At 55.0% G+C, this 22,395-nt stretch carries 24 protein-coding genes; 10 read left to right on the top strand and 14 right to left on the bottom strand.

Features of this window, described 5'->3' with window-relative positions:
- On the bottom strand, positions 1 to 731 hold a 731-nt coding region (locus EKN00_RS01325), incomplete at its 3' end, for a KxYKxGKxW signal peptide domain-containing protein (protein WP_164847983.1).
- 740 nt (positions 732 to 1,471) lie between these two features.
- On the bottom strand, positions 1,472 to 2,122 hold the full coding sequence (locus EKN00_RS01330; protein ID WP_127848341.1) for a hypothetical protein: 651 nt from the start codon (positions 2,120 to 2,122) through the stop codon (positions 1,472 to 1,474).
- Positions 2,123 to 2,446: 324 nt separating this feature from the next.
- Here EKN00_RS01330 and EKN00_RS01335 point away from each other — a divergent pair, with 324 nt between their 5' ends.
- From EKN00_RS01335 to EKN00_RS01350, 4 genes are all read left to right on the top strand, one after another.
- On the top strand, positions 2,447 to 2,881 hold the full coding sequence (locus EKN00_RS01335; RefSeq protein WP_127848342.1) for a GNAT family N-acetyltransferase: 435 nt from the start codon (positions 2,447 to 2,449) through the stop codon (positions 2,879 to 2,881).
- Positions 2,882 to 3,107: 226 nt separating this feature from the next.
- Positions 3,108 to 3,569 carry a hypothetical protein gene (locus tag EKN00_RS01340; RefSeq protein ID WP_127848343.1) on the top strand — a complete coding sequence of 154 codons (462 nt, stop codon included), beginning with the start codon at positions 3,108 to 3,110 and terminating at the stop codon, positions 3,567 to 3,569.
- Between the two features lie 172 nt (positions 3,570 to 3,741).
- Complete coding sequence (locus EKN00_RS01345; protein ID WP_127848344.1) at positions 3,742 to 4,224, top strand: hypothetical protein; 483 nt, start codon at positions 3,742 to 3,744, stop codon at positions 4,222 to 4,224.
- Between the two features lie 145 nt (positions 4,225 to 4,369).
- Positions 4,370 to 5,074, top strand: coding sequence for a hypothetical protein (locus EKN00_RS01350; protein WP_127848345.1), 705 nt, complete (start codon positions 4,370 to 4,372; stop codon positions 5,072 to 5,074).
- Positions 5,075 to 5,179: 105 nt separating this feature from the next.
- On the opposite strand, the gene EKN00_RS01355 is transcribed toward EKN00_RS01350, so the two are convergent.
- Complete coding sequence (locus EKN00_RS01355) at positions 5,180 to 5,491, bottom strand: PTS sugar transporter subunit IIB (protein WP_127848346.1); 312 nt, start codon at positions 5,489 to 5,491, stop codon at positions 5,180 to 5,182.
- Positions 5,492 to 5,632: 141 nt separating this feature from the next.
- On the opposite strand from EKN00_RS01355, the gene EKN00_RS01360 reads away from it, so the two are divergent.
- Positions 5,633 to 6,154, top strand: coding sequence for a GNAT family N-acetyltransferase (locus EKN00_RS01360; protein WP_127848347.1), 522 nt, complete (start codon positions 5,633 to 5,635; stop codon positions 6,152 to 6,154).
- A 48-nt stretch (positions 6,155 to 6,202) separates the two neighbouring features.
- Here the strand turns inward: EKN00_RS01360 and EKN00_RS01365 are convergent, their stop codons facing one another.
- The 4 genes from EKN00_RS01365 to EKN00_RS01380 all read right to left on the bottom strand — a co-directional run bounded on the left by EKN00_RS01365 (position 6,203) and on the right by EKN00_RS01380 (position 10,416).
- On the bottom strand, positions 6,203 to 7,297 hold the full coding sequence (locus EKN00_RS01365; RefSeq protein WP_127848348.1) for an AI-2E family transporter: 1,095 nt from the start codon (positions 7,295 to 7,297) through the stop codon (positions 6,203 to 6,205).
- A gap of 171 nt (positions 7,298 to 7,468) precedes the next feature.
- Positions 7,469 to 7,801, bottom strand: coding sequence for a PTS sugar transporter subunit IIA (locus EKN00_RS01370; protein ID WP_127848349.1), 333 nt, complete (start codon positions 7,799 to 7,801; stop codon positions 7,469 to 7,471).
- Positions 7,802 to 7,862: 61 nt separating this feature from the next.
- The gene (locus EKN00_RS01375; protein WP_127848350.1) at positions 7,863 to 9,173 is read right to left on the bottom strand and encodes a DEAD/DEAH box helicase; all 1,311 of its coding nucleotides are present in this window, start codon (positions 9,171 to 9,173) and stop codon (positions 7,863 to 7,865) included.
- Between the two features lie 262 nt (positions 9,174 to 9,435).
- Positions 9,436 to 10,416, bottom strand: a complete 981-nt coding sequence (locus tag EKN00_RS01380) for a Gfo/Idh/MocA family protein (RefSeq protein ID WP_127848351.1) — start codon at positions 10,414 to 10,416, stop codon at positions 9,436 to 9,438.
- Between the two features lie 560 nt (positions 10,417 to 10,976).
- Between EKN00_RS01380 and EKN00_RS01385 the strand changes: the two genes are divergently transcribed.
- Both EKN00_RS01385 and EKN00_RS01390 read left to right on the top strand, forming a co-directional pair.
- A complete protein-coding gene (locus EKN00_RS01385) occupies positions 10,977 to 12,290 on the top strand; it encodes a hypothetical protein (RefSeq protein WP_127848352.1) in 1,314 nt (437 codons plus the stop codon).
- A 226-nt stretch (positions 12,291 to 12,516) separates the two neighbouring features.
- Positions 12,517 to 12,891 carry a DUF4828 domain-containing protein gene (locus tag EKN00_RS01390; protein ID WP_164847984.1) on the top strand — a complete coding sequence of 125 codons (375 nt, stop codon included), beginning with the start codon at positions 12,517 to 12,519 and terminating at the stop codon, positions 12,889 to 12,891.
- Between the two features lie 75 nt (positions 12,892 to 12,966).
- Here the strand turns inward: EKN00_RS01390 and EKN00_RS01395 are convergent, their stop codons facing one another.
- The 3 genes from EKN00_RS01395 to EKN00_RS01405 all read right to left on the bottom strand — a co-directional run bounded on the left by EKN00_RS01395 (position 12,967) and on the right by EKN00_RS01405 (position 15,226).
- Positions 12,967 to 13,695, bottom strand: a complete 729-nt coding sequence (locus EKN00_RS01395; protein WP_164847985.1) for a GH25 family lysozyme — start codon at positions 13,693 to 13,695, stop codon at positions 12,967 to 12,969.
- A 129-nt stretch (positions 13,696 to 13,824) separates the two neighbouring features.
- Complete coding sequence (locus EKN00_RS01400) at positions 13,825 to 14,793, bottom strand: SPFH domain-containing protein (RefSeq protein ID WP_127848355.1); 969 nt, start codon at positions 14,791 to 14,793, stop codon at positions 13,825 to 13,827.
- Between the two features lie 238 nt (positions 14,794 to 15,031).
- On the bottom strand, positions 15,032 to 15,226 hold the full coding sequence (locus EKN00_RS01405) for a hypothetical protein (RefSeq protein ID WP_127848356.1): 195 nt from the start codon (positions 15,224 to 15,226) through the stop codon (positions 15,032 to 15,034).
- A gap of 299 nt (positions 15,227 to 15,525) precedes the next feature.
- Here EKN00_RS01405 and deoC point away from each other — a divergent pair, with 299 nt between their 5' ends.
- Positions 15,526 to 16,251 (top strand): deoxyribose-phosphate aldolase, encoded by a 726-nt coding sequence (gene deoC, locus EKN00_RS01410; protein WP_127848357.1) that lies wholly within the window; start codon positions 15,526 to 15,528, stop codon positions 16,249 to 16,251.
- A gap of 42 nt (positions 16,252 to 16,293) precedes the next feature.
- Entirely contained in the window at positions 16,294 to 17,004 is a 711-nt protein-coding gene (locus EKN00_RS01415) for a GntR family transcriptional regulator (protein WP_127848358.1), read from the top strand.
- Between the two features lie 477 nt (positions 17,005 to 17,481).
- On the opposite strand, the gene EKN00_RS01420 is transcribed toward EKN00_RS01415, so the two are convergent.
- Positions 17,482 to 17,988 carry a GNAT family N-acetyltransferase gene (locus EKN00_RS01420; protein WP_127848359.1) on the bottom strand — a complete coding sequence of 169 codons (507 nt, stop codon included), beginning with the start codon at positions 17,986 to 17,988 and terminating at the stop codon, positions 17,482 to 17,484.
- 187 nt (positions 17,989 to 18,175) lie between these two features.
- Between EKN00_RS01420 and lepB the strand changes: the two genes are divergently transcribed.
- A complete protein-coding gene (lepB, locus tag EKN00_RS01425; RefSeq protein WP_164847986.1) occupies positions 18,176 to 18,886 on the top strand; it encodes a signal peptidase I in 711 nt (236 codons plus the stop codon).
- A gap of 63 nt (positions 18,887 to 18,949) precedes the next feature.
- On the opposite strand, the gene EKN00_RS01430 is transcribed toward lepB, so the two are convergent.
- The 3 genes from EKN00_RS01430 to EKN00_RS01440 all read right to left on the bottom strand — a co-directional run bounded on the left by EKN00_RS01430 (position 18,950) and on the right by EKN00_RS01440 (position 22,062).
- Positions 18,950 to 19,750 (bottom strand): metallophosphoesterase, encoded by an 801-nt coding sequence (locus EKN00_RS01430; protein ID WP_127848361.1) that lies wholly within the window; start codon positions 19,748 to 19,750, stop codon positions 18,950 to 18,952.
- Positions 19,751 to 19,959: 209 nt separating this feature from the next.
- Positions 19,960 to 20,235 (bottom strand): hypothetical protein, encoded by a 276-nt coding sequence (locus EKN00_RS01435; protein WP_127848362.1) that lies wholly within the window; start codon positions 20,233 to 20,235, stop codon positions 19,960 to 19,962.
- A gap of 717 nt (positions 20,236 to 20,952) precedes the next feature.
- Positions 20,953 to 22,062, bottom strand: coding sequence for a glycosyltransferase (locus tag EKN00_RS01440; RefSeq protein ID WP_127848363.1), 1,110 nt, complete (start codon positions 22,060 to 22,062; stop codon positions 20,953 to 20,955).
- Between the last annotated feature and the right edge of the window lie 333 nt (positions 22,063 to 22,395).

The following is a 22,395-nucleotide window of genomic DNA, read 5'->3' on the forward strand; positions in this document are numbered from 1 at the left end:
CTCTTAACTTCACTGCTCTGATCACGACTATCAGAAGCAACTGTAGACTTGTTTGGAAGGTTCTCCAACTTGTTCTGGTCCTGGTTACTCTTAGCTTCATCAGAAGCAACTGTAGACTTGTTAGGAGTGTTCTTCAACGTGTCTTGGGCCTGCTTTGTGGCATCGCTGACAGCCTTAGTATTAGTTGCTAAGTCGGCAAGGGTTTTACCTCCAGCGTTAGCAGCTGCAACCTGGAAACTCTTTGCATTGTTAGCAATGTAGTTCTTTACTCCATCAGGCACTGTTGCACCCTTAAGGGTAAGGACACGAACGATGACGCGCTGCAATACTTCAGCTTGGTCCGTGTAGCTTTCATTTGTCAAATCGGATGTTTTACCGTAAACGGTAACCTTACCGCCTTTGTAAACATAACCACCCGCTGTACCACCATTGGCATCAAGCATTGCTTTAGCACGCCCGATTTGAAGTGTGGTTTTTACGTCCTTAGCAGCCTCGGGATTGGCGTTAACCGCATCCTCTGCATTGGTTAAGGCTGTCTGCAAGGCAACCTTAGCACTTTCAGAAATAGTTGAAGTCTTCGCTGGTACCGTGACTGGGTCAGCGCTCGTTGCAGCGGACACATTGCTTGTGCCAGCAGCACCAACACTAAGCAAAGCGATTGAGGCCACACCTGCGGCAACCCAGTTCTTCTTCACTTTGTAAAGTTTCTTTGCTCCTGAACGATCTTTCATGAATAATTCCTCCCAATGATTATAAAATTGCGCGCATCGAGTGACTCACGTAGACCTATGACGACGCTATTCCCTCGAATTACTGGTTTTAGTGTACAACGCTAATTTCTACCTGGCCAATACGTTTTCATGCTGTTTTGTACGAATGTAACGTTTGTTTTACTGCTTCAAACAATATTTTTGTTGATATTTACATCGTTTCAGCACAAAAAATCCAATAACATTTTTATTTAGTTGCGGCTTTGCAACTTACAGCGCTTTCATTCTTTAGCAAAAGCTTGAAAGGTCACTTTGTGTTTCACATTTTCTACTATTCGACGCATTATTGTTGCCTTTGTGCAATTTTCATCCCGAGGCATTATTTTGGCCTAAAACAAAAATGTGCTACGTTTTTGCATGAATTTTCCATATAATTTCATATTTAAGCGGAAACAATTTCCAGTTTTCTGAACGTGTGTTACAAAAATGTAATCTGGAAAATCAATTATGTCTCTGCCACAATCATTAACCAGAATGGTGTTATTGTTTGTTACTAAATAAGCCGGTTTAATAATTAGTGTCCACAAAATGAAGTACTTCTATTATTAGATACTGCCTGTCGTCAGATTACTAACCCAAGCAACGCCTACTCGTTTCAGCTCTCCCCACATGCTTGCCAACGCTCAAACCGAAATTCGCTCACCAAAAAGAGCCTGCACCCTTGCAGCACCAAGCTGTTCGGGTTGCAGGCCCTCGCCTAATTAATATTTAGTCGTGAACTTACCACTCGGATATACCCAGTACATGTGCTCAGACTTTAGCTTGCCGTTATCCTTGCGCTCGTAGCCAGTGACCATGTACACGGCGATGCTGGCATCCCCCTTGCCCTTCTTCTCACACTTGTATGCTGCCGATGCTTGGGCCTTTTCTTCCGGGTGCTGACCGAAGTAGTTCGCGACAATCGCCACTGCCTTGGCCTTCGTCATGTCGCCATCCGGAACCATTACGCTACCACTCGTCGCGGTGATGGCACCCTTGATGGATTCCTGCTTCTTCTTTGTTGCTTTCTTAGTAGAAGAGTCGCTCGAAGATTTGCTGTTGACGTCCACAATCTTGGGCGTCTTTTTCTTCGCGACCTTATGGGTTTCAACCGGTGCCGAAGCAAAGTGTGGCCGAATGACCCGATCGTAGCCAATCACCGCGACTAGCGCGATGACGAGCACGATGAGCATGCCCCTTGTGTCTTTGAGCGTGGTCGCCATCCGTCGCGTGCGAATGCGCGGATTAGGATTGCGGGATGCACCGACGTACTTACTGATGTACCGCAACATGACCACCACAATGAGGAAGACGATGAATAGCTCCCGCACGAGTAGGTTATGTAAGATGATGTCCAAGATTGTGTTCAACATACGCTTTTTTCTCCTACAATTATTGTTGCCCCATACAACTACTTGAGTATACCGCAAGCGCGTACACGGTGCACTCCGATTTATGCCGCAGATGAGCTCGCTGATGCACTGATTTTCACTTTACTTGATACTTTTGGTCAACATTTGCACTATTCATGCGATAGTAAAGATGGCTCAACAAGTGGGCATCGACACGTGTCCCGCACCACTCATCACCCTTTTGCCGATATTTGCCGCGACATCGCCGACCTAAACAACTATACTTAATGGCAGAGTATCAAATTGGCGCGCGTTGTGCACGTTGGCCATTCATGGAGGAAACACATGCAGATTAAAACTACCACTGTACTAGATTCACAGATTCACGCCCACAGCGTCGCCATCCGGACCGCCGTGTTCGTGAAGGAACAAAACGTGCCCACCGAACTTGAAGTCGATGAAGACGAGGGCAAATGCGTCTACTTCGTCGGATACAACAACGCAGGCACACCAATGGCAACCCTGCGCCTGAACCCCGAAAGCTACGGCTACCACGTTCAGCGCGTCGCCGTGATGAAGCAGGCTCGTGGCACCGGCCTGGGCCGGGAGATCATGCAGAAGGCCATCGAGTACGCTAAGGAACACGGCGCTGAGAAGCTCGTGCTCGGCGCGCAGACGCACGCAACCGGCTTTTACGAAGGCCTCGGCTTCACGTACACCAATAAGCCCGAGTTCATGGACGCTGGCATCCCCCACCGCGAGATGCAGCTGAAGCTCTAAGATAATGCGTAATCCCCGGATGGCCAGGTGGCTGTCTGGGGATTTTGTTTTGTCTGGACGCGAGCGTGGCTGGTGGTTGATCGCGATTGCGGGCACGCACTACCGGATTTGCTGATACGATTTTACGCGTGAATACGCTATAATAGAAGCAAGTTAAGGTGAGTCGGGCCGCGGCCTGGCGCAACCCCAAGTCACACGGAGCCGGAATTTGCACTGGAGGAAGACCATGTCACAGAAGCGAGCCTCATTTATTTTCACCCTCATGTTCATCGTTCCTTACATCTGCGCGGTGGCCATCATTGGCGTATCGTACAACGTGCTTGTCGCCCACGGTGGCAGTCCATGGCGCATCGCGGTCGGGACCATTGTGGGCACGATGCTGCTGTATTTCCTCAAGATTCCCCTAGAGCGCCCCCTGCGCATCCTCGGCAAGTACACGTTCCGCTTCAACCGCCGCGTCATCCGCCTGTTCATGCTGGATGAGGCCAAGAGCTGGAAGAAGTACGCCAACATCGCCATCGACGCCATCTTCAGCCTGCTCGGCATCCTCACCGTTGGCTTCCTGTGGGGCGGCCATGCCGGCTACGAACTCCTCTCTGGCACCCTGATTGGCTGGATTGTGATGGTTCTGTTCGGCTCCCTGTGTATCTCCGGGTACATGGAATTCGACGCGCTGTCGATTAAGTGAGACCAGCTTGGTCCGTGGCCACCGGGATTTTAGGCCAGATCACAATTAGCCGCCGAGCCTGCATCATGCGGGTCCGGCGTTTTTTATGCCACCAAATCGTTGGGCTGATCATTCTGCTGTGACCAAACGTTGTACAATAGAAGCAAATCATGCACCCGAAAGGACGATTCTTATGCGCCGCAACATTCAAAACATCGATACCACCACGCCCCACACCTACTCCGGCTTCTTCAACCGCACCGGCTACAAGGTGAACCGCGATGAGGACGGCATCGAGGAGTACGCACCCACGCTGCTCATCACGAACGTCAAGGACGACACGGGGCGGCTGCTGACGGACCATCTCTGGTTCGACTACAGCGCAGACTTCAAGGCACTGGGCCAGCTGAAGTCCGGCGAGTTGCTGAAGTTCGACGCGCTCGCCACGACCTACATGAAGGGTCGCCCCGGTGAGCACCACAAGGACTTCCAGCTCACGGACCCAACCAACATCAGCCTCGTGCGCCCCGGCGACCACAAGCCGCTGCCGGATGACGACAAGGTCTTCATCGGCTGGATCATGAAGAGCAACGAGAAGTTCTACCGCATCTCCGGCCGCATGGTGGATCCGGAATACGTGGAGGCTTACACCCAGTGGGCGGAAGATAACAAGTAGTTGATACAGCACTAACCAGACGCGAAGATGGCGTTTGGCTAGTGCTGTTTTATTTATAATTACCGTATGGCCTTTCAACCCCAAATCCGCATCTGTATGTTATTATATTATTGATTATTACAGAACGTACTTTGGAGAGATAAAGATGAATTCAAGAAAAGACTTCCGTAACGGTAAGGGTAATGGGATAAACCGGATACTATATGTGCTCCTTGGGGTGGTGCTCAGTCTCGCGGTTATCGGCGTTATTTTCATTGTCGTTGTGGCCAAACCCAACCACGACAGTCAGTCGGAATCCGCCACTACTTCGGTTAGTTCCAGTAAGGCTGCGTCAACCACGAGCACGAAGAGTAGCTCGAGCTCCAGCAGTGCGGCCGCGTCCAGCAGTATGCCGGTAACCGTGACCGTAACTAACTACCAAAGCTACTCGCGCTACGATGGGGAGTACTACAGTGAATCTGGAATGGACGGTTACTGGTACGACGTTGATTTTTCATCTGGTACGGTCACGATGCTGGACAGTTCCGATTGGTCAGAAACTTTCCATTTTGACAAGGTCCTGCGCCACGAAGATGGGACCCTAGTCATCAACACGCACACAGACGACAGGGATTATGGCCAGCACGTGGCGTTCTTGTTTGCACCCAGCGACCGCAAAGTCACGCGGAACTGGCAGATTAACAGTCACATTGACGACCTGACCGACGTCTCAACCCCGCGGCTAAGCCCAGCACAATCAGCTGACGGCGGGAAAACCTTCGACATGGCCCCGGCCTACCACGCATTCGCGACGAACCAGACCACCCTGACTGATGGCGAAGCTACTTCCACAGTCTTCACGCTGGAATAGGCGAACACAAAATGAACGATGCCCAGACAATACGCCGCGGACACCGTTCATTTTTGTTTGTCGATACTCAGCCAGTTTTCACAGGGGGAGCAGACTCGCCTTCCGTCACTTATCCCCCATCAATTCCTCGGCCACGGCGAGCACGGCCGGACCGTTCATCGTGCCGTAGTCGTGCATGTCGATTACCTGCACGGGAATTGGCAGCGCCTTGGTCAGCTTCTCGCTCTCGAACCGGACTTGCGGGCCAATCAGCAGCACATCCGGGTGCCGGCGTGGGTACTCATCGGTGGCAGCATACACTGACGTGGCAAAGATCGTGTAGTCCCGCCCCTCATCCTTGGCCGCATCCTGCATGTGCTTGACGAGCAGGCTGCTGGAAAAACCGCCCGCACACACCAACATAATGGTCTTCGTCATTTTGCCTTGCCCCGTTTCGTGTTTATTGACTTCATTATAGAGCTTGTCAGTGCTGCCAACAACGCTCATGCCGGCCGTCTGGGATCCGTGCCACGACCATTTCGCCAATTTGTCGCAATTCTATTTTTCCAGGGTGCTACAATGAAGAAACGAGAAACAGCGAAAGTAGAGGCTAAGAGCGTGGACAACATTCGGTTAGCGAACAAATCTGATTACAGTGCCGTGGCGGCGGCGTACTTCATGGCAAACTGGGGCACCGGCACGATGGTTGTGTCATCCGGCAACTACAAAGCGGCGGACCTCAAGGGGGTCGTGGCGCTGGACGAGCACGACAAAATCGTCGGAATGATTACCTACGCCGTGCACGGCAACGCGCTCGAGATTGTTTCACTGAACGCCACCCCCGCCAATCAGGGCATCGGCAGCAAGCTCCTCACCGAGGCCGAACACCGGGCACTGGACGACGGGCTGACAATGATGCTACTGACGACCACGAATGATAATTTGCCGGGTTTGCAGTTCTACATGAAGCGCGGCTACCGCATGGCCAAGGTCATCCGCGGTGCCGCCGACCGGGCCCGTGAAGCTAAGCGCGCCATCCCCGTCGTCGGTTACGGTGGCATCCCCGTGCACGACGAGATTCTGCTGAACAAGGCGCTGTAACTAAAACCGACCGGTGCATCTGCGCGCCGGCCGGTATTTTTATACTATTCATTTGTCCTCAAAATCAATCCGGTGCAGCCTTACCAAATGCCACACGTAGATCACGATGGTCTTGACCACCGCGTAGACCGGGATGGCGAGGACCGTGCCGATGATGCCGTATAGGTGACTGACCACCAGCAGGATGATGACGATGGTGAGTGGGTGCACGTCCAGCGAGCGGCCAATCACGTTCGGGTAGATGAAGTTGCCGTCAATCAGGTGGACAATCACGGTGATCATAATCACGAACGCGACCTGCTTCCAGCCGATGGTGCTCGCCACCAGCACGGACGGAATCGCGCCGATGTACGGACCCAGGTACGGTATCAGCTGGGTAACCATCGCAATCAGCGCCAGCAGCAATGAGTATGGCTGGCCGATGATGGTGTAGCCCGTGCCCATGAACACCCCGACGAAGAGGCATTCGAGTGCCTGCCCGCTGATGTAGTGGGACAGCGTGTCGTCCATCCGCGCAAACGCGACGCCGACCTCATGCTGGTAGCGCTCCGGGAACAGCCGCTGGACGGACGGTACGAACTTCTTCCCGTCCTTCAGCATGAAGAACAGCACCATGGGAATCGTGATGATGGAAAAGAACGCGCCGGCTACCGAGCCCACGATGTTGGGCAAACCACTGGCGAAGGACTTGATGATGCCCCCCGCCATTTTCTCCGCGTTCAGCCGCTGCACGTACTGGTCTAGGTTCAGCTCCTGGTACCAGTGATACCGGCTGGCGTGGGCTGCGAACCGGCGCGTGTCGGTCACAAGCTGCGGCAGCGCGCCAATCATGTCACTGACCTGGTGCACAACCTTGGGCACCAGTGTCACCCCGCCGAGCACCAGCAGACCCGCCAGCACGACAAGAAGGAGCGGCACACTCCAGGCGCGGCGCAGGTGCAGCCGGTGATCCAGGAGCTTGATGACCGGGTCAAACAGGTAGTACAGGAACAGCGCCGCCACCAGCGGAATCAGCCACGTCGAAAAGAAGGTGGCCACGGGCGCAAACAGGAACGAGACCTTGCTCATGCCGAAGATAATCCAGACGATGATCAGGACTTCGAGGGACCAGTACATTAATTTTGAATTCCGGATGTTTTTCATTGTCTACCTCTTCGTGAGCACGTCCGTGAATGGCCGCCGCGCGGTATAGTGGCGGCTACCGCGGCAAATCACGGTTTGCGTGTTTCTTTCCGACCTAATATGTTCGAGCTTACCACAAATAAAAAATTCGGGAAGCAGTTAACAAGAATTTGCTAACTACTTCCCGAATTTTTAATCCTTGAGCTTCGTGTACACCAATTGGTACAGGGCCACCATCCGCTTGGCCATGTCAATCATGGCCAGCGCGTCGGTCAGGTGCGTCTCGGCGTGGACGAGGAGCACTGAGAAGTCGGGGCCTTCGCCGCGCGCTTCCTGGCTCAGCAGGTGGTTGTGGGCCTGGCGCGCAACGTTGACCGCGTTTTGCGCCCGCGTCAGCCACTTCTGCGCCTCCGCAAAATCCCGTTCTTCGGCCGCGTCCACCGCCGTCAGCGCCGCATCCCGTGCCGTCCCCGCATTGCTAATCATGTCCATGACGCTCTTGGGGTTATCCTCAGGAATTGCCATACTCAACCCTCCACTTAGTATGTATATAAAACGCCGCAACAGCTGTGCAGCGTCTTGCTTACTAGTTTTTCTTTGACTTTGGCTTGCCCTTGTCCTTCTGGTTGCGGGCACGGTGCTTCTTGTGCGGCTTGCGCGCGTTCGGGTCGGCGCCGGCTGGGGTACCCGAAGAGCTTGGCCGTTTGCTTTCGGCCTGCGACTTTTTGGCCGCCGCGTTTTGGCCCTTCAGTGACTTCTTGCGTGCCGCTTGCTTGAGCTCGTCCGCGTCCACTTCCGGCTTCTCGGTGCTCAGGCCGCCCTCAACCACGTAGGCCCGCTTGATGTCGTAGTCGCTGGCCAGCTTGCGCAGATCGCGCAGGTCGTGGTCGTCACCCATCGTGATGACCATCCCCGGTTCGCCCATACGTCCGGTCCGGCCGGCACGGTGAATGTAGGTCGTCGCGTTGCGGGGCACCTCGTAGTTGATCACCGCGGGGAGCTTCGGAATGTCGAGACCCCGTCCAGCCAAGTCGGTTACCAGCAGCAGCTGGACCTTGCCCTTACGGAACAGCGCCAGCGCCTGCTTGCGGGCAATCGAGCGGTCGTTCCGGTCGAGCACCGCGTAGTTGATTTTTTGGTGCCGCAGAATCCCGGCGACGCGGCTCATGCTGGAGTTCTTGTTGAAGAAGACCAGCGCGGCGAAATGGGGCTGGCGAGCAAGCCGGCCAAGCCATTCAACCTGGTGCTCACGCCCGCCCTGCAGGAAGTAGTGGTCCACGTGGCCCTGCGTGTGGTCAATTGGCCGCACGTCAATCACGCGGGCGTCGCTGCCAAACCACTTCGGCAGTTCGCGCAGCACGGGACTGCTGGTAGCAGAAAAGTAGGTCATCTGCACTTCACTCGGTGCGTCCTGGGCGATCTGGCGCACCTGGCTCAGGCCGGGTTCCCGCAGCAGTTCGTCCGCTTCGTCGATGACCATGGTCTGGAGGCGCGCCAAGCGCACTTTACCATCGTCAATCAGTTCGAGCAGCCGGCCCGCGGTGGCGACAATCACTTCCGGGTGCTTCTTCAGCTGTTCCTTCTGCCGGGCAACGTTGGTGTTCCCCGTGATGGCCATGATGCGCACACCAATGGCCTGCGCGTATGGCGTCAGGACGTCGCGCGTCTGGATCACCAGTTCCTGCGCGGGCGCCAAAATCAGTATTTGCAGGCCGTCATCCGGCACGACCTTCTTGAGGAGCGGCAGGCCGAACGCGAGCGTCTTCCCCGAACCAGTTGGCGCCAGGCCAATAATATTCTCGTCTTCAGCAAGCGGCTTTGCTACGGCCTCCTGAATCGGTGTTTCGTCTGTGAATCCGGCCTTTTGCCAGAGTTCCTTAAATGCGTCAGAAATCATTTTTCTCCTTGTCGGTGGGCCGCACACGCTTGGCGTCTGCCCACCACTTAACAGTCCGAATAGTCCATGCCCATTGCATGCACTAGCTAAAGTAATTATCCTTGTCTAACCGCGCGGGGTCAAGCACCGGGACAAACTAATTGTCGCTGGGGCTCGTGGCCCGGAGCTGGGGCGTGACGGCACGCAAAAGGCGCACCCGGGAAGATGCGCCTTTTGGGAGAACATTAGTTTAATAGTTCAGCGAAACCGGTGCTGCTGAGGCTTAGTCGTTCGCAAAATCAATCCCCGCGTCCTTGCGCACCTGCGTCATCAGGGTGTGGACCTTCTTGGCGAGGAGGAGCTTGCTGTCGCGGGCCACCGTGTCGCCGGTGTTAATGGCTTTAGCGAAGTACGCGGCCTCGCGCACCATCGGATTTTTGTCCTGCTTACCCGCCAAATCCGCGGTGCCGTCACCCGTCGTGTAGTCGATGCGCTGGATGCTCTCGGGCGCATCGATGGTCAGTGTATCGCGGCCGGAGTAGATTTCGGATGGCAAATAGCTCTGCGTCGTTTTGCCCGTCACCAGGTTCACGGCAAAGTCGGGGTAATCCAGGTGCAAGACCCCGGACCCGTCGACGCCGGTGCGCAGAATCTGCGGGCTGTAGTTGGCCTTGACCGGCACGCCGAACCAGCTGATTGCGGCATAGACGAGGTAAACGCCGAGATCTTCGAGGGCGCCGCCGCCAAACTTGGTGGTGAACACGTTCGGGTCCTTGCCCGCCAGGAACGCATCGTAACGGGAAGAGTACTTCATGTACGTGAGGGTCGCGCCGCTGATTGGGTGCGTGTGGGTGAAGTCGCTGACCCGCTGGAAGTTGTCCTCATAGATGTGCCGCGCCGCCTCGAAGATGAACAGTTCGGGGTGATTCTTGAGCGCCGTGTCGATGCCGGCCATCTGGTTGATGTTCGTCACCATCGGCTTCTCCACAATCACATTCTTACCCGCGTTCAGCGCCTGAGTGGCCTGCTGCGCGTGCATGCTGTTGGGACTAGCGATGTACACCACGTCAAAATCAGGGGCGGCGAAGAACTCATCCAGGTCGGTGAACAGCCGCGCATCGCTGCGGTTGTCATCGGCGAACTTCTTAGCCGTCTCCTCCCGCCGCGAGTAGACCGCCGTCAGTTCGTACTCGCCCGTGCTGCGGGCCGCCTCAACGAACTGCGACGTAATCCAGTTGGTACCAATAATGCCTAAACGTAACATACTATTTCCTCCCACATTGACGGCGGCGCTTGAACTCCGCGCCGCGATTTGCGAATTGCTAACTGGCGCTCACCGCCAATTAGTGCCACCTTAATTGTAACAGCTTTCACCAGGAGATTGCTAATTTTGGGCGTCTACCGAGGTGGAAAAGCGCCCCATTGCAATTGCTGGATAAATCATTCACAGTAATTGAAAAATGTTTGCGTGAGGCTCGCTATTTCGGCTAGTAGAGCGTTTGCACGAGTGCTATGCTGAAGACAGATATGTAGTTATTTGTTTGTGAAAATATTTATTAGTGTGGATTATGCAGCAAGGGTAGTCGAGCTGCACGGGCCAGAAGTCTGTGGCCCGATATGATCTGTGTCTAGTCGAGCTCCGCGGGCCAGAAGTCTGCGGCCCGATATGCTCTCTGTCTAGTCGAGCTCCGCCACCCTGCTTTCTGCGCTTACCACGGGTCTGATTCTGATGGGAAAAACCGCCCATCAAAATCAGACCCACGGTAATGCTCAAAAGCAAACCGGGTGGCTCCGCTCTGTGATTTTGTGAAAGGAAGTCTGTCCATGACCCTTAAAGATGAATTTGCCAGCGACGTTGAGCATATTTTAGCCCTGCGCGACGAGATGTCTTACGCCGCACTCACCACAAGCATTGAACTTGTGGCCAAATATGCCCGTCAGCATCAAGATTGTCCGCCGACTGATATAGCAATGGATCAAACTAGCACGGGTGCGGCCGCAACTGCTAAGACCACGCCAGCTGCTGCGGATGCGCCGGATAAGCCGGCAACCGCGGAGCCAGCTGAAACTGGAAGCACCACTCAGACCGCCGAAACACCGGCCGGCGCTAACGCCGATGCGAACCCGGATGCCGACCACCACTACAGCGATGCGCAGCGCAAGGACGTCAAGCCCTCCGTGGCCCCGCGCGCATTCCACCGCGAACTGCCGACCGTGCGTCCCGGTGCCGCCGCGGCCCGCGCCGCCGGTATTTACGCCAGCGACGCCCAGCCGTACCGGATTGAACGCAAGCTGTCGGGCGCCCAGGCTGGTCCGTTTTACATCAAGGAATCCCTCGCCCGCAGCATGAACCTTCGCAACGGCAACACCGTCATCATTCCGCGCGGGAATTTCAACAAGATGCGCCTCATCGACCAAACCCACGTACCCGCCGGCATTGAACGGATTGAGCGCGTCCTGCTGAGTGCCGACGCTGCGCTGCCCGCGCCGTATGTGGCCCACGTTACCTGCGATTACCTCGGGGCGCCAATCCACACCGAAGAGGGCGAACTGGTGGACATCACCTTCACCCAGAGCGACCTAGATTACGTGCGGGCCAAAGTCGGCGACGTTTGTGACATCGCCTGGTACAAGAACAGCGGCATGCAGTCGGCCCACATCACCTGGGTGCACCGCAACCTCGTGCCAATCGAGCAGAAAGCGGCGCCGGCGCCCGCTGCCGAACACAAGAAGACCACGCCGGTTGATCCGGACAAGCCCAAGACGGCAACGAACCTCGACTTCGACCTGGACGGCAAGCGCGTGCTCATCATCGGCTTCGAGCAGTCGCTGAAGGACCTGCGCCCAATCGTGCTCGCCCACAACGGCCTGTGCACGATTTCGGAGGAAATGAAGTCACACAAGCTGCGCAACAAGGTCATGGGCGCGGACATCGTCGTGCCCGTTATTTCCCAGGCCCACCACCACAACACGAACGGCGCCATCGGTCTGGCCAAAATCCACAAGAAGAAGTACGCGGTCGCAACCGGCAGTTCCCCACTGGCCCTGGAACGCGCCATCTACCGCGCCATCACGGACGGCCTGCCCGCCTTCGAATCCAGCGGCGAGGAAATCAGCTACCCGCTTTCGGCCAGCTGAGTGACCGGTGAAGTTGCGCCACCATGCAAATCTTTAAACAAACGAATAATGTAACGCGATTTGTTGCATTTATGTAAACCTTTGCGTACACAAACGCCCTGATACCGGTTCTAAATGAACATCTTTGTGGTTAATTCGTAACAAGAAAGTGGTGGAAAAGTTACGTGCGTTCCGGCGACAAGTGCTATCATTAACATAGTAGAAAAAGGTTATGGAGGTAAGCAAAATGCCCAGCAAATTGACTTCAGCATTCAAGTCACTAACAAGGAATTTAGGACGCAAGAGTGAACAACGGCCCAATCCCGCGCTGGCGCTTGCTGATTTGTACCGCGGCGAGTTTGCTTTTATCGACAAGAACACCACTCGGCGCCACCACCTCACCGTGTCGCCCAAGCTTGACATCACCATTGACGGGAAGAAGCTCCCCGGCAAGATTGTCGGGATTACCACCGACGCCCTCACCTTCCTCGACCACTTCGGCTACGAGCTCATCATCACCTGCATGGACGGCCTACCAACGACCATTTACGACGAGGCCGAAGATGAGACCTACCCAATTATTTATCCCGAACTGGCCGATGACGGTGAGGACGAAGAATAAGCATGACAAGCTGTGCCACCTAAAAGGCCCGCAATTTCGCGTGAACGAAATTGTGGGCCTTTTTTTTGCCTATCTTCAGTTACCCAGCTGCTGGAAGGCCGCCTTGGTGCCGACTAACACGACGCAGTGGTACCGCGTTTTCCCGCCCGGCAGCTTGGCATCGCTCGCGTACTGCCAGAACGTGCCCTGCTTCCCGGCGCGCTGCTTATCGCTGACGACCATCCGCGGCGCATCGGGGCTCACAGTCTGAACCTTGCTGAGCATGTCCGGTGTGCCAATGAGCAGAATCTGCTGGGTGTAGTGCTGGCGCAAATCGGCGATGAACGTCGTCAGTTGCTGGCGGAGCTTCGCGTCATCCGGCACCTTGGTGTAGGCGGCAACTTCAATGCCAATCGGTAAGTCGCCGGTGTTCTCGCCGACGTGCTCCATGAAGGACGCCGCCTGCTTGGCCGGGGCGCTCGTGAAGCTGAAGTAGTGGTACACGCCAAGGCGCATCCCCGCCCCCGACGCCTGCGAGTAGTTGGTTTCGAAGTTGTCGTCGAAATAACTCGCCCCCTCGGTCGCCTTCAGGTAGACGAAATCCACGCCCTGCTTGTGCAGGCTGGTGTAGTCCTGGCTGCCATCACTCTGGCTGATGCGCAGGCCGAGCACGGGATAGTTACGCGCATTGGGCCGCGGATTGCGCAGCTGCAGCCAGGCAATTCCGCCAGCGAGTGCGACAATTACGCAGACGATGAGCGCCACCACCGCAACCTTGCGCCGTTTGGTGAACGTGTTGCTATAGATTGGTTTGACCCGGGCCATGTGCATCCCCCTTTGCTCAATGTTTACCTATATTCTACTATGCCCCGCCGCCTTGTGCGTGCGCTGTGAGCAAATTGGGCAAAAAAACGGGACCGAACACCAGGTGCGGCCCCGTTTGCTTAGCTAGAATTAATCTTCGCTGGTCTTACTCTCTGACTTAGCCTGCGCCTTTTGCGTCGTCGCGTTCAGCATTGCCCCAACGGCCGGAATGTTGCCGAGGGAGTCAACGGCGGAACTAGGCATGACCACAGTGTTGGCCGTCCCCTTGGCCAGAGCCTCAAGTGCCTGCACGTTCTTGTACTGGAGGTAGAGCTGGCCGTTGTTAATCAGCCCTTCATTGATGCTGTTGATCTGGTCCTTAACGGATTCGGCAACGACCCGCTGGCTTTCGGCCTTCCCTTGTGCTTCCAGAATCTGGGTTTGCTTGTTCCCTTCAGCTTCCAGGATGGCAGCCTGCTTTTCCCCTTCAGCCTTGGCGATTGCGGCCTGCTTGTGCCCTTCAGCCTCCATGATGTTGGCTTCACGTTCACGGGATGCCCGCAGCAGCTTGTTCATGGATTCCTGAATCGTCTGGTCGACCTGAATGGAGTCGATGTTGACCCGGTCCACGTTGAGTCCGTAGCCGGCAGTCGTGGTGGAAATCTGGTCGAACAGGGTCGTGTTAATTGTTTCGGTCCCGTTCAGCACGTCGTTCAGATCCATGTTCCCGATAATCCCCCGCAGGTTCGCACGGGTGTCTTGAATCATGGAGAGCACGGAGTCCTTGTTCTCGTACACGTAGGCGTGGACGTCAGTGATGTGGTACTTGATGGTTTCGGAAATCCGCACCACAACGTTATCCTTGGTGATGACTTCCTGTTCCTCAACCTTCAGCGGAATCTGCTTCATGTTGACGATTTCGGTGATGCGGTAGATGAACGGCATCACCACGTGCAACCCGGGTTCAAGCGTCTGGGTGTATTTCCCCAGTCGTTCCACAATCCCCACTTCCCCGGTGTGAATGATTGCTAGGCACCGGGTGAACAGGATGAACAACAAAATAATGACAATAATGACGCCGATAATCGTGCCGGCTACTGAAAAAATAGATGTTAACATAGTACTTCCTCCTCAGGTATAACCCGCAGCTTCAATGCCAAACGCCCCGCCGAATCCGTGGCCACCGTTTCGGGCAGTCACCGCCGTGCGCGGAGCTTGGCGCTGCGCATTACATTAAGCAAAATAATTGATACCCCTACCCAGTTATGTCCGAGAGCAGACAATCAAATAATATATAACCAACAATAATTTCGTTGTGCAGTGCCACCTTGGACCGCCGAATAGATTTCGTGTGGCCCTAGAACTCAAGGTGGGCATCCGCGCGGCGAACAATTAGTCCCAGAGGGGTGGCCTGCTCAACAACCACCAGATCACCGGGCGCCGCGGCGCCGCTAACAGTAAAGTGATACAAAATCCCGTAGAGCGTCACAACACCGGACCGTGCTTCATCTTTGAGCGTGAAGGTGGTCCCAATCAAGCGTTCATCAAGCATCTTCCTTCCTCCTTGACTGAATTATTAGTCTTTATATTCGCTTAATCAATACCCCAAAATCAAAATCAGCCTAAAGTAGTACCTGGGTTGAACCGAAATGTGAGCATCCTCACATAATCCACGGCGCGGCGGGTGTGAAAACGTGCACAATTTGTTGCGCAAATGCACCTTTTTTGCGCCAACTTAAATTTTTGATGGCGATTTTATGTAAGCGCTTTGACGAAATAACAATTAGACGGTAACATATATACGTAATAACCTAATGTCAGAACCGCCGTTTAATTAAGGAGGAACACCCGATGTCAGAATACACCCTAGACGATTTTGCCCGCCTCATTGACCACACGAACCTGCACCCGAACGCGACGCACGCGGACATGGTCAAGTTGTGCACAGAAGCGCAAGAGTACCACTTCAAGATGGTCGCCGTGAATCAGGTCCAATCGGCGCTGTGCAGCCAGTTGCTGGCCGGCACCGACATTGACACGGGCGCCGCGATTGCCTTTCCGCTCGGCCAGACCAGCATCGAGGCCAAGGAATTCGAAACGCGCGACGCACTCAAGAACGGCGCCAACGAGATTGATTACGTCATCAACATCACCGAGGTCCTGGCCGGCAACTACGCGTACATTGAAGACGAAATGCGCCGGCTCACACAGATTTGCCGTGACGCTGGCGTGCCCATCAAGGTGATTTTCGAAAACTGCTACCTGAGTGAGGACCAGATCAAACAGGTGGCGCTAATTGCACGGCGCGTGCAGCCCGACTTCATCAAGACGGCCACGGGATTCGGTCCCAGCGGCGCCACAATCGAGGACGTGCAGCTGATGAAGGCTACGGTGGGCCCAAACGTCGCGGTCAAGGCCGCGGGTGGCATCCGCAACTCGGACGACTTCCTCGCGATGATTGCGGCCGGAGCCCAGCGCATCGGTACCAGCTCCGGCGTCAAGATTATCGACGCACTGCACGCACGCATGGTCGCCGACAACGTGAAGACGATTTACGTTGACGACGGGCGTGACTAAGCGGCATTAAAGACCAATAATTTTGCTCATGGAGGTCAAACAATGAGTGTTCCTAAGTACAAAACCATTGAAAATGAGCTGAAGCACCGAATCGAGAATGGCACCTACCCCATGGGCTCCATCATCCCCAAGGAGATGGAGCTGGCGGCCGAGTTCAACGTCAGTCGGCCCACGGTGCGCCAGGCCGTGCAGGAGCTCGTGAACCAGGGGCTACTGGAGAAGAAACGCAAGCGCGGCACGATGGTCTGCCAAACCAAGATTGCCCAGGAGTTCACACATATCATCAAGAGCTACGACGAGGAGATGCACGAAAAGGGGCTGACCACCTCCACCAAGGTCCTGGAGTTCTCCACGCTCCCGGCCGATGAGCACATCGCCAAACACCTACAAATCGAGCCCGGCGCGATTGTCTACAAGCTCGTCCGCCTGCGCTTTGCCGACGAGGAACCCGTTGTGCTCGTCACCACCTACGTGCCCCTCGCGCCAATTCCGGCACTGGCCACGGTGAACTTCGCCCACGCGTCCCTGTATGCGGAGCTGGCCCGTCACTACCTGCCCGTCACCCGCGTGCGGCGCCGGCTGGAGGTAACGAGTGCGAGCCGCAAAGTTGCGGATCTGCTCCACGTCAGCAAGGGTGCCCCGCTGTTTTACTTCCACACGTACGGCTACACCATCACCAACTTGCTGATGGAATACTCCATTGCGCAGTACCGGGGGGATATTAATTACTTCGAGTTCGAGATTGATCACTGAGCGCCCCCGGGGTTTGGCCTCCGGGTCCGGGCTGGGCCGCGGGTGTGCTTCGCCGTGGTCGCTGTGGCGGTCGTCTGGAGCCGGAAAAGCGCCGTCTCTAGACTAAAAATTTAGCTTTGCATCGTCGCAGTTAGTATTTCGCATAAATGATACTTAACATGTAATCGAATGTTCTATCTCGTACCCAAATTCCAAATTCTCCTCACACAAATCTAAATTTTTCCCACAAGAATAGAGGCTGTGCCAACCGCAAAAACCGCGGTTGGCACAACCTCTATTCTTGTTGCCATAGCTACTGCGTGCGCATGTGAGTGAGTACGCATCAAAGATGCTACTCACTCATCAATCTGGGCGCCACACCCGCGACCCAGCCCGGACCCTCCGGCCAAAACCCGGAGCACTATACTGAACAAAGATTAATACCTAACAAAGCCTAGTTCCCAATAGGTGATTTCCTTGAATGATAATTTCCAGCCATCACACCAGCGTCTTACCCATCAGGACCAGATCCTGATCCACGTCGGTGAACCGCATCACGCGCGGAAGCAGGCCCCATTGCTGATAGCCCAGTTTGGTGAACAGACCAATGCTCGGTTTGTTGGCGCCGATAATCAGCGTGATGATGGTGTTAATCTTGGCTGCCGCCGCGTGGTCCTCTGCCCACTTGACCGCCAGTGAGCCAACGTGCTGACCTCGAGCCGCGGCGTCTATGTAAATGCTGATTTCCGCGGTGCCATCGTAGGCCGCGCGCTTGTTCCACTGAGACAGGCTCACCCAGCCGACCACCTTGCCGCGAGTCGTGGCAACCCACATTGGCCACTTCTCGGGCGTGTGCGCGGCAAACCACGGCTCGCGCTGCTGGACGGTCACCGGCTTAACGTCCGCCGTCACCAGATGGCTGGCAATGTTTTGGTTGTAAATCGCAACAATGGCCGGTAAATCGCTGCGCTTTGCTAAACGAAATTGAACTAAATCCTTATCCATGCTGGTCCTTCTTTGCTAATGCTATTTGCTTAATTCTAGCACTGAAGCGCGGCCCGCCCTATGGTTTTTGGCAGTTAATCTGCCTAACGCAATTTTTCCATAACATCCTGCCATTTTTTACCCTCAATTGCATTTAAAACGCTTCATCTTTGTGATAGATTTAGAATGAAAACTGGAGGGAATGCCCATGGACTCGGAATTGAAACGACCACGACCACCGAAGAAAGATTTGTCGTGGTTCCAACTGATTATCTTCGCGATTGTTGTCTTTGTGGCGACCATGCTCGTCATGACGTTCGTCGTCAGCAAAGACACCGTCACGGGCCCGTCCATGGAACCCGGCCTCAGCACCGGCGACCGGATGATTTCGCTCCAGCACAAGAACGTCAAGCGGAACTCGATTGTCGTCCTGCACGCACCCGACCGCGCATCGAAGGAATATTTGGCCAAGCACCAGTCAGATATAGCGAACATCACCTTCGTCGGTAACGGGAAGCTGTTCAACGGCGACAGTCTGGTGCCCTTAAAGGACCGCGAGCTCTACATTAAGCGCGTCATCGGGCTCCCCGGCGACACGGTTGAGAGCAAGCACGACAAGCTCTACGTCAACGGCAAGAAGGTCGCCCAGCCATACCTCGACAAGGCGTTCTCGGACGCCGCACTCAAGCGGTACAACATGAGCAAGGGCCTCACCGAGAAGTACTTCACCGAAGATTTCAGCCTGGACACCCTCGCCAGCACCCACACGCACCGGGTGCCAGCCGGTCACTACTTCGTGATGGGGGATAACCGGATTATTTCCCACGACAGCACCGACTTCGGCTTCGTGCCCAAGGAAAACATCCAGTCCGTGGTCGTAATGCGGTACTGGCCACTCACTTCGATTAAATTCTACTAACAACACAAAACCACCATCAGCTGTTTGCATTCATCACAGCTGGTGGTGGTTTTGTCTTGGCCCTTAAGGATTAGTTTGCAGGCTGTCAATCAGCAGGCCGGTTTCTTCATCGAACACGGCGATGTTGCCCTGGTTTTCTGGACGGCCAGAGTGCACCCCGCCGTCGATGAAGTACCGCGGTGCCTCGTCGTCGTACTTGACGGTCAGGATTGGGCAGTGCGGGAACTCGGCTTCGATGTAGGTGTCGCCCCCATCGTAACGGCCCTTGATGAGCCCGGTCGGCGTGTGCCCCGTAACGAGGGTGTAGTTGAACGGATTGTGGGCAAAAATCGCCTCGGACCGGTCGCTACGGTAGATGTAATCTTCACGAATCCACACCCGGTCACTCTGACTGGTGTCACGCAGCGGATCGGCTTTGCTGAGGTCGAAGCCGGCGTGGACGAAAATCATTTTGCCATAAACACACATCGTCGGCAGCTTCGCGATGAATTCGCCGGTCTCCGTGTACTTGTCAATCATGACGTGGCGGCTCTCCGGGCTTTCGGGTGGCATGTCCTTGCCCGTTGCTGCGTGCACCATCGACGCCACGGTTTGGTCCCCACCGTTCATGAACCAGCCAGGCCGGTTCCCGTCATCGCGCAAATAGTCCAGCAGCATTTGATCATGATTGCCGAGAATCGCGAAGGCACGCTTGTCCGCCACCTGCCGCATAATGCACTGCAACACTTCCGCCGCGTGCGGGTGCCCATCAATGTAGTCGCCGCAAAAAACGGTGACCGCATCCGGGTACTTAGCCTGCATCCGCCGCAAATGACCCATTACGGTCATGCTCCCATGAATGTCAGAAACTGCAATTACTGTCATATGAACCCCTCTCAACGCGTAGATTTTTGCCAAAACGCGCTGGCTGACGGGCAGAATTTGCCGATTCCCCGGCATTGAGCCCGACTCCCTACGTCTATGTTACCACGAAAGCGGCTTCTTGTAAGCGCTATTGAGAGTGTCGTGAAAAAGATAACAAGGTTTACGCTACATCACCGGCAACCACCGTCCCCGTGGCTGACCGCTCGGCACTACTTGGGCGCCGCCGATTCAGCTGGATTACTGTGGCACCGCAATTCGTAGCGACTACCGCGCGTATCGGTCAGACTGTACACGACCTCATTTTCCAGCTGGCCGATGTACCGCAGCCGCGCCACCCCCTCGACTAGTTCACTGAATAGACGCCGGCGCAAAAAATAATCGTGCACCGCGGCAACCAAATAGTAACCAAGAAGCAAATGGCTCAAAAGCAGCGTGACGCCAAAAATGCCGAGCACATTGCCTGGCTGCGAAAACATCATGGTCAACCAGGCCCAATCCATCCTGACGCTGAACCACAAAGCTCTCAGCCACATATCGTTGGCCGATTCATACATAGCTGTCGCAAGCCAAATCAGGAGGAATGCGATAACCACAAACATTAACACCACCAAAGTTCGCAGTGTGTACCACCACGATGGCGCATGACGCACCCTAATTGCTTTTCTAAATATGGCCCAGTGATCAAAATCCGGTATCAACATGCGGACAGCCTCCAAGTTCTTATCGTTTATCGATATTTTACTGTTTATCGATATGATAGCAGGTTTGGCGGTGAGTGGCGGAGGGTGATGGCAGTCGTGGTTGAAACTTAAGATTTGGGGCAATGGAATGCTGGGGACGGGAGGGGAAGTGGCTGCGGCTGCCGCCTACGAGTTAAGTTACTCTACGCGTGCGAGCACGCTAGAGTAAAAGAGGAAGTATCTGCGGCTGTTGCCTACGAGTTAAGTGCCACTAAGCGCGCCAGCGCGCAAGTGGCGATAAAGGAAGTATCTGCGGCTATCGCCTACGAGTTAAGTTACTCTACGCGCGCCAGCGCGCTAGAGTAACTAAAATATCCCGCGTGACGCTAGGGGCGTTCATCGCGGGATACAATTTGCTTTATTCATTTTTCCTATTTTACCCTTTTGAATATGGTTCCTGTGGCCTAAAGTACCACTAACCATTTGTCTACGTCATCCGTAGTAACCCTTCTGTACTCACGTCTAGGCGGTTTGCGCCATTACTGCGTCGGCGGTCTTCAGCAGGTTGACCCACTGCATGGTAATCTGATCCTGGTTGAAGTCCGCCGCGCGCTTCAGCGATTGCTGCGCGTAGTATGCACGCATGCTGCGGCTGCGGGTCATCGCGTTCAGGCTGGCGATGAAGTGGGCCACACTCTTCGGCTTGGTCAACACGCCGTAATCGTCGGCGCCAATGAACTCCGCGGAACCAGTGTTGCCCATTGCCACAACTGGCAACCCTTCCGCCATCGCCTCACCAATCACCAGCGGCATGCCTTCCCAGCGCGAGGTGGAAACAAAGATTGACGCGCTCGCGTAGTGCTGGCTCAGTTCCTCATCGTGCAGGGCGCCGCGGTAAATGATGCGGTCACGGACACCGTATTCGTCCTGCAGGCGGTTGAACTCAGCCATGTCTTCCGGTGTGCCGCTGCCCGCCATCGCAATTTTCCAGCCCGGCGCCAAGAAGCGTGCCGACTGGAGCAACAGGTCAATGCCCTTGTGCTGAATCGCGATGCGCGCCGTGAACGCAATGATGTGACTATCCAGGTCCGCGTGGGCGCTTGGCGTCAGCGTCATCGGGTTGTAAATCTTGACCGTGTTCGCGTTGTACTTGGAATAATCGCGCAAGTCCGGCTCGGTCAGCACCACCAGGCGGTCAACCGCTTGGAGTCCGGCGACGAATTCCGCCTGCATCTGCTGGTAGTAATCCTGCATGTAGGTCTGGAAATTATTGTGCATCCAGCCAATCAGCGTGACATCCGGTACCGCCTCTTTAATCAGTGGCGCAAAACTCGTCAGCAGACCCGCCGGCAAAATCACCGTGTCGATGGCCAGTTCCTCAATGCGCCGCACCATGTCCGCAATCTGCGGGCCGTATACCGAATACGGGTGCGCACCGAAGAAGTTTGCCAGTTCCGGGGACGCGGGTGGATTCGCGATGAGCAGCGGTGCCCCCAATTCAAAATACGCTGGGGCATCGGCCAATGAGTAGAACCACACATCCTCACAATCGGCCAGCGAGTTGCCAAGTACCGTGGTGGCACGCTTGACGCCGTCCATTTTGACGTTTTCCAAAGTTACTAAAATTCGCATATTTTCCCTCCGGTTTCTAAGTACCTGCAGCTTGCAGGCGGTCACAAGCCGGCATCACGACGTATACCAATATTTGGTGAATCACCACTGCGGGCAAAAGCCCCGTGGATAAATACGGATATCAATCATGAATTCGGCTATCAGTTACGTATTTAAGAATCTCCTTTCTTATTGATAGTGAAAATTATACACTGCACCCAGCCACTTTGTCAATCACACCGGCATTTACGTCACGTTTGATGCGTATGCGAATATACGTCACATGACAAATTACGAACACCCTCCCAGACATCACCATTGTCCCGCGGTTCAAGCGCTGGTATACCAATTTAT

The organism is Lacticaseibacillus hulanensis (assembly GCF_004010095.1).
Lineage (GTDB): Bacteria > Bacillota > Bacilli > Lactobacillales > Lactobacillaceae > Lacticaseibacillus > Lacticaseibacillus hulanensis.